General features: G+C 41.9%; 5 protein-coding genes and 1 pseudogene. All 6 read left to right on the forward strand.

The annotated features are described in order from the left end of the window. A pseudogene (locus tag A4S05_RS37530) lies at window positions 1-378 on the forward strand (PD40 domain-containing protein); the annotation flags it as partial. Between the two features lie 282 nt (window positions 379-660). Next, window positions 661-975, forward strand: coding sequence for a GIY-YIG nuclease family protein (locus tag A4S05_RS37535; protein WP_069074821.1), 315 nt, complete (start codon window positions 661-663; stop codon window positions 973-975). A gap of 585 nt (window positions 976-1560) precedes the next feature. Next, complete coding sequence (locus A4S05_RS37540; RefSeq protein WP_069074822.1) at window positions 1561-1920, forward strand: hypothetical protein; 360 nt, start codon at window positions 1561-1563, stop codon at window positions 1918-1920. A gap of 437 nt (window positions 1921-2357) precedes the next feature. Beyond that, entirely contained in the window at window positions 2358-3830 is a 1473-nt protein-coding gene (gene glcD / locus A4S05_RS37545; protein ID WP_069074823.1) for a glycolate oxidase subunit GlcD, read from the forward strand. 606 nt (window positions 3831-4436) lie between these two features. Further along, the gene (locus tag A4S05_RS37550) at window positions 4437-5675 is read left to right on the forward strand and encodes a glycoside hydrolase family 10-like protein (protein ID WP_069074824.1); all 1239 of its coding nucleotides are present in this window, start codon (window positions 4437-4439) and stop codon (window positions 5673-5675) included. Beyond that, window positions 5675-6235 (forward strand): hypothetical protein, encoded by a 561-nt coding sequence (locus tag A4S05_RS37555; protein WP_069074825.1) that lies wholly within the window; start codon window positions 5675-5677, stop codon window positions 6233-6235. Before A4S05_RS37550 ends, A4S05_RS37555 begins: the two co-directional genes overlap by 1 nt. The last annotated feature ends 138 nt before the right edge of the window (window positions 6236-6373 follow it).

Genomic DNA, 6373 nt, shown 5'->3' on the forward strand with positions numbered 1-6373 from the left:
GCGGCTACAGGTAAAGAAATCTACACCCTCAAGGGTCATAGCGATGCGGTTAGGGGCGTAGCATTTAGCCCCGATGGCAAGACCATCGCTTCTGTAAGTTCTGACAAGACCGTCAAACTCTGGAATGCGGCTACAGGTAAAGAAATCTCCACCCTCAAGGGGCATAGCGATGCGGTCTGGGGCGTAGCATTTAGCCCCGATGGCAAGACCATCGCTTCTGCTAGTCTTGACAAGAGCGTCAAACTCTGGAACGCAGGTACAGGTAATCTAAAGAATTTAATAGCCTACAGTTGCACTAGGCTACGTCCTTATTTACAATCAAATCCCAATGTGAGCGATCGCACTCTCTGCGATGGCATTGGTACTAAGAGCGATTAGTATAGAATGTTCCCTTCGACTACTTCGGCTACGCTCAGTACAAGTCCGCTCAGGAAACGTTTTGCTTAAGGAAATCAATTACTGGTACTGCGATCGCACTTTCGGGATTTTGGAGCGATCGTACTGATTAAAACAGGCGATCGCTTCACTGGTATTTGCCGATCTAAATATTGACTGCTGTTCAAATTTTACAAGAATTATGAAAATTCAGCAGGAGGTGTTCCCTTCGACTTCGCTCAGGGAACACTTTTTTTAATAGAAAGCGATCGCGCAAATCAATTTATGGCTTATATGTACATTCTTGAATGTGCTGATGGTAGTTACTACACGGGTAGTACAAAGGATATTGAGCGGCGGCTGTGGCAACATCAACAAGGTGAGGGCGCAAAACACACGGCAAAACGGTTGCCTGTGAAGCTAGTTTTCTGCGAGTATTATCAGTCTGTGGTAGATGCTTTTGAGCGTGAGAAGCAGGTGCAAGGGTGGAGTCGAAAAAAGAAGCAAGCTCTAATTTCAGGGGATACAAATTTGTTGCATAAGTTAGCCGAATGTCAAAATGAAACTCATTACAGTAGGTTGCCTAACTTCGATACTTAAACACTTCGGCATGGTTCGGCTCCCTTTTTTACGAGAGGCTACGCTTAGTGCATCGTTTTGCTTAACCATCACCACAATGCTCCCTTCGACTTCGCTCAGGCAGCAGATCAGGTTTCTACCTTCCCTGTAGCAACTTCACAACGCTCCCTGAGCGAAGTCGAAGGGAGCAGATCAGCTTTCTACCTTCCTTGCAGCAGCTTCCGTCTTCACGTTTCCGTGTTTCGCGCAGCCTGTAGCAGCTTCCGTCTTCACGTTTCCGTGTTTCGCGCAGCCTGTAGCAGCTTCCGCCTGTCCTGTAGCAGCTTCCGCCTTGACATTTCCGTGTTACGCGCAGTCTGTAGCAGCTTCCGCTTTCACGTTATGAGAAACAGACTTGTGTTACAGCATCTTCCCTTAAATAGAATCCGCTTTTAAGGCAAAGCAATGCGGTGCTTAAACAATAAATGTGGCTTTCATTGGCAAAGAGTACTATAAAATACCTAACTTTTAGACTTTTTTAGAAAAATCAACAATTTCACGTATGACAACTTCTTCAACAATTGTCCACTATAGAATTATCAGTAATTTAGAAAGTAAGTATTAATTATGGCGAGATCGAAACGAAATTCACGTACTCTTGGCAAAGCTGAAGTACGTTTAGCAAGCATTAAATCTATTAGTCCAACTCTCGATGTCGGAGAGAGCTTAACAGTCAAAGATTATACTGAAAAAATTGAAAGCCTCCGAAAATCTCTGGAAGCGTACAATACCACCCTCTCTACTATTGATGTCTTACTAACCCAAATCGTCGAGAATGAACAAGATTTGGCAGACTATTCAGAGAAAATTTTGCGTGGTATTGCTTATAAATATGGTAATAATAGCCATGAATATCAGATGGCTGGAGGTACTCGGAAAAGCGATCGCAAGCGTGCTGTACGTCAAAGCGTGGTTTTGTCAAAGTAAGTAGGCACATTACTGCGATCGCATCCCAAGTGCAAAGCTGAATCAACAGCTTGAGTTTGCGAGGAATGCGATCGCCATTGAGTCTTATAGTAAATAGTTCCAAACTCTACAAGGCAAAAGTTTGAGGAATTGTACAACTTTTTTATTTATCAATATGACAAATTTTTAGAAAATTGTACAACTTTCTTTTTATAAGTCGCGTGAATGTCAACGATAATATAAGAGTTACAAACTGCAAAATTGTACAACTTTTTTATACTTATACACTTAATGATAAAATGGCTTTTGAGGAAGTGCAGATCGCTTGCAGAAGCCATTTTTAATTATTACCTATCAGTTTTCCATTACTCTTGCAATTCACACCCATTCACTGAAAAAGTTGCGGTTCCAAAAAAGCCTGCAATACTCCATACATCTACCTTGAATTTTAAGAACCTATGCTTACTCAAGATAAAAAACAACGCAACTGGAAACCCATTATCAAAGCATTTGAGGCTGTCCTTGGTAAAAATGGTGTGGTGCAACGCCGCGAAGAACTCATTACCTATGAATGCGATGGTTTAACTGGTTATCGCCAACGTCCCGCTGTGGTAGTGTTACCCAGAACTACAGAACAAGTTGCCCAAGTGGTAAAGATATGCAATCAATATTCTATACCCTTCATCGCCCGCGGCTCTGGTACTGGTCTATCTGGTGGCGCTTTACCAGTAAAAAATTCTGTTTTAATTGTTACCTCATTAATGCGGCAAATCCTCAGCATTGATTTGGAAAATCAACGCACAGTTGTACAACCAGGGGTGATTAATAGTTGGGTGACACAAGCCGTCAGTGGTGCTGGTTTTTACTATGCTCCTGACCCCTCAAGTCAAATTATCTGCTCTATTGGGGGCAACATTGCCGAAAATTCTGGTGGCGTACATTGTCTCAAATATGGTGTCACCACTAACCACGTTTTGGGATTAAAAATTGTCACCCCGGAAGGAGAAATCATCGATTTAGGCGGACAAATTCCAGAAATGCCTGGTTATGATTTAACAGGTATTTTTGTTGGTTCTGAAGGCACTTTAGGAATTGCTACGGAAATTACTTTGCGAATTCTCAAAAGTGCAGAATCAATTTGTGTGCTGTTAGCAGATTTTACTAGTATTGAAGCTGCCGGGGCAACTGTTTCTGACATCATCAGCGCCGGAATTATTCCTGGTGGTATGGAAATGATGGATAACTTCAGTATCAATGCAGTTGAAGATGTTGTCGCAACTAATTGTTATCCCCGCGATGCTACTGCCATTTTGCTCATAGAAATTGATGGTTTAGAAGTGGAAGTTGTAGGGAATAAACAGCGAGTTATCGAAATTTGTAAAAAAAATGGTGCGCGTAATGTCACTTCTGCGACTGACCCAGAAACCAGATTGAAATTATGGAAAGGACGCAAAGCTGCTTTTGCTGCCGCTGGACATTTAAGCCCAGATTATTATGTCCAAGATGGTGTAATTCCTCGGACTCAGTTGCCTTATGTTCTGCATGAGATTGAGACATTAAGTCAACAATATGGTTATCGCGTTGCTAATGTATTTCATGCTGGTGATGGCAATCTTCATCCGCTAATTCTTTATGATAATTCTGTGCCTGGGGCATTAGAACAAGTAGAAGAAATGGGTGGAAAAATTCTTAAACTTTGTGTCCAAGTTGGTGGTAGTATTTCTGGCGAACATGGCATTGGTGCAGAGAAAAAGTGCTATATGCCACAGATGTTTAGCCCAGTTGATTTAGAAACTATGCAATGGGTGCGGCAAGTTTTTAATCCCAAAGGGTTAGCAAATCCTGAAAAGATATTTCCCACACCACGGACTTGTGGTGAAGCAGCAAATGCATCAGCTATCAAACAATTTGAAGGTGTGGAAAGATTTTAAGCAGAAAGAAGTCAGGAGCGGAGCCGGAGACTGCGAAAGCTCCTTGTGGGGTGGGCATCTTACCATTGTTGTCAACTTAAGCTAAAACCCTTTTCAAATCTCGTTTTCAGCCTCTGGCTGGAAATGCGGCTCCTGGCGGCTGGCTCTGCCGCCAGTAAGGGAGGCGGAGCCTCAACGACGAGCATTCCCAGTCGGAGACTGGGAACGAGGCAATCTAAAAGCTATTTATAGACTTGCTTTGACGTTAAGTTGACACCAATGACACCCATCCCACAATAAATAAATTTGGGATGTTTTTTTATTTGAAAGTCCCTAAAAAGGGTGAGTTTAATTCGGCTCACCTTTTTTAGTGTGCTTAGGGGTATCTAAAAGTGCCTAAAGTCACAACGAAACACTTTTAAAAAAACTTCTAAGAGTTAGGAATTAGGAGTTATCATGTTTGGGAATAATTAAGTATATTCATGAACAAAATTGGCTCCGTATTATTTAAATTATTCTGAATTCTGACTCCTGAATTCTTAATCATGATTCCTTTACATTATCCGGAGGATTATAACTTTATTTTGTAGTTATATATATTCCGATCGCACTAGGTCACGCTTACAAATGAATCGGGTTGCTCGCCGTTGTATTTCTTACTTTCTATGTTGGGGATTAGTAGTAACTTTAACAGTTTTTTCATTCTCTTCACAGCCAGTTTATTCCCAAAAAACAATTCCTTTAACTACAGAAATTCGCGGCGTTTGGCTCACTAATGTTGCTAGTGGTGTACTATTTATTCCTTGGGGTATTAACCGTGCTATAAATCAATTGTCGGCTCTTAATTTTAATACAATTTATCCTGTAGTTTGGAACCGAGGACATACTTTTTATAAAAGTGCTGTAGCTAAAATGACTACAGGCTCGGAAACTCAACCTTTGCTCAATTTCATGCACGGTGGACAGGATGTTTTAGCAAAGATAGTGACACTTGCTAAAAATAAAAATTTGAGAGTCATTCCCTGGTTTGAATACGGGTTTATGACGCCGCATTATTCACAATTAGCAAGGCGTTATCCTGACTGGTTGACAATTGGGCAAGAAGGTATAAATTCTATCCAAAATGCTCCACCAGAAGAAATCGACAATATTTTAGTAACTAAGCTGGCCTGGTTGAATCCTTTACATCCACAAGTGCAAGAGTTTATTCAAGAGCTAATTTTAGAAGTAGTCAGAGATTATGATGTGGATGGTATTCAGCTTGACGATCATTTTGGGATGCCTGTACAGTTTGGCTACGATCGCTTCACGATAGAACTCTACCAGCAAGAACATCAAGGCAAAAGTCCCCCTGGTGATCCTTTTAACTCCAAATGGATGCGTTGGCGAGCAGATAAAATTACGGATTTTATGGCAGAAATCTATCAAGCTGTCAAGGCAATTAAACCTAAAGTTAAAATATCTTTGTCTCCCAATCCTCAAGCTTTTGCCTACAAATACTATTTACAAGACTGGGAAAATTGGGTAAAAAAAGGTTTGGTTGATGAGTTAATTTTACAGGTATATCGAAATGATAAAAAGTCTTTTATCGCTCAACTAGAACAACCACCTGTGAAATTGGCTCAAAGTCTAATTTCTGTAGGAATTGGGATATCAACGGGAACAGTGCGTAGTCCAGTGAAAATCGCACAAGTGAGAGAACAGGTTCAGGTAGTGCGCGATCGCAATTTTGATGGTATCTCCTTTTTTTACTGGGAGAGTCTTTGGGGTTACATCGCACCAGAATCACCCCAACAACGACGCAAAGCTTTTTTTGAGATGTTTAATGCTAAAACTATCAGACTATTACCACCAAAGAAACTTTGATGCCATTTGCGCCTGGAAATACTAGATTTGGCTTTGCATTGCTGTGGACTTTAGCTACTTTTGGCGGTTTTTTATTGAGTTTACTCTTAATTGAAGTCGGCGAAAAACCTGATATTGGACTGCTAGAGGCTGTTATCGGCGGATTTGCGATCGCACTTCCTCAAGGCTGTCTTCTGAAACAACCTATATTTTGTATCCGGTGGATTTGGTCAAGTCTTTTGGGTTGGAGTATTATCACCGCTATCGGTATTGGTGCTGTAGGTTGGATTGTACCTAGCACTCAAATTCTCCCTCAGAGAATCCTGTCTGGGGCCATTTATGGTGCGCTTGGCGGCTTCGGAATTGGATTGGCTCAATGGTTGGCAATTCCTCAGTATCAGGCGTGGCGATGGATATTAGTCTGTTCGGCAAGTTGGGCTGTTGCTATCCCTGTAGGTTCTACTATCGGGATGCTTTTGCACCACTGGACGCAGTTATTCTTCGGCGAAGTCATAGGATTAGCCATCACTTGGCTGCTGGTTGGTATCCTCACAGGGATCAATGCTCACAAATTGCGATGACTGCGGCGGGCTACGCCCGGATTTCTCAGCGATGCTCAAAGCCTGTGCTTGTGCAGGGGAGCAGGGGAGCAGGGGGCAGAAGGCAGCTTTCAAGGGTAGGGGTTTAAAAATCAGGCAGTAGAGAGAGTGATTTGAGAC

The sequence above is a fragment of the Nostoc sp. KVJ20 genome (genome assembly GCF_001712795.1).
GTDB lineage: Bacteria > Cyanobacteriota > Cyanobacteriia > Cyanobacteriales > Nostocaceae > Nostoc.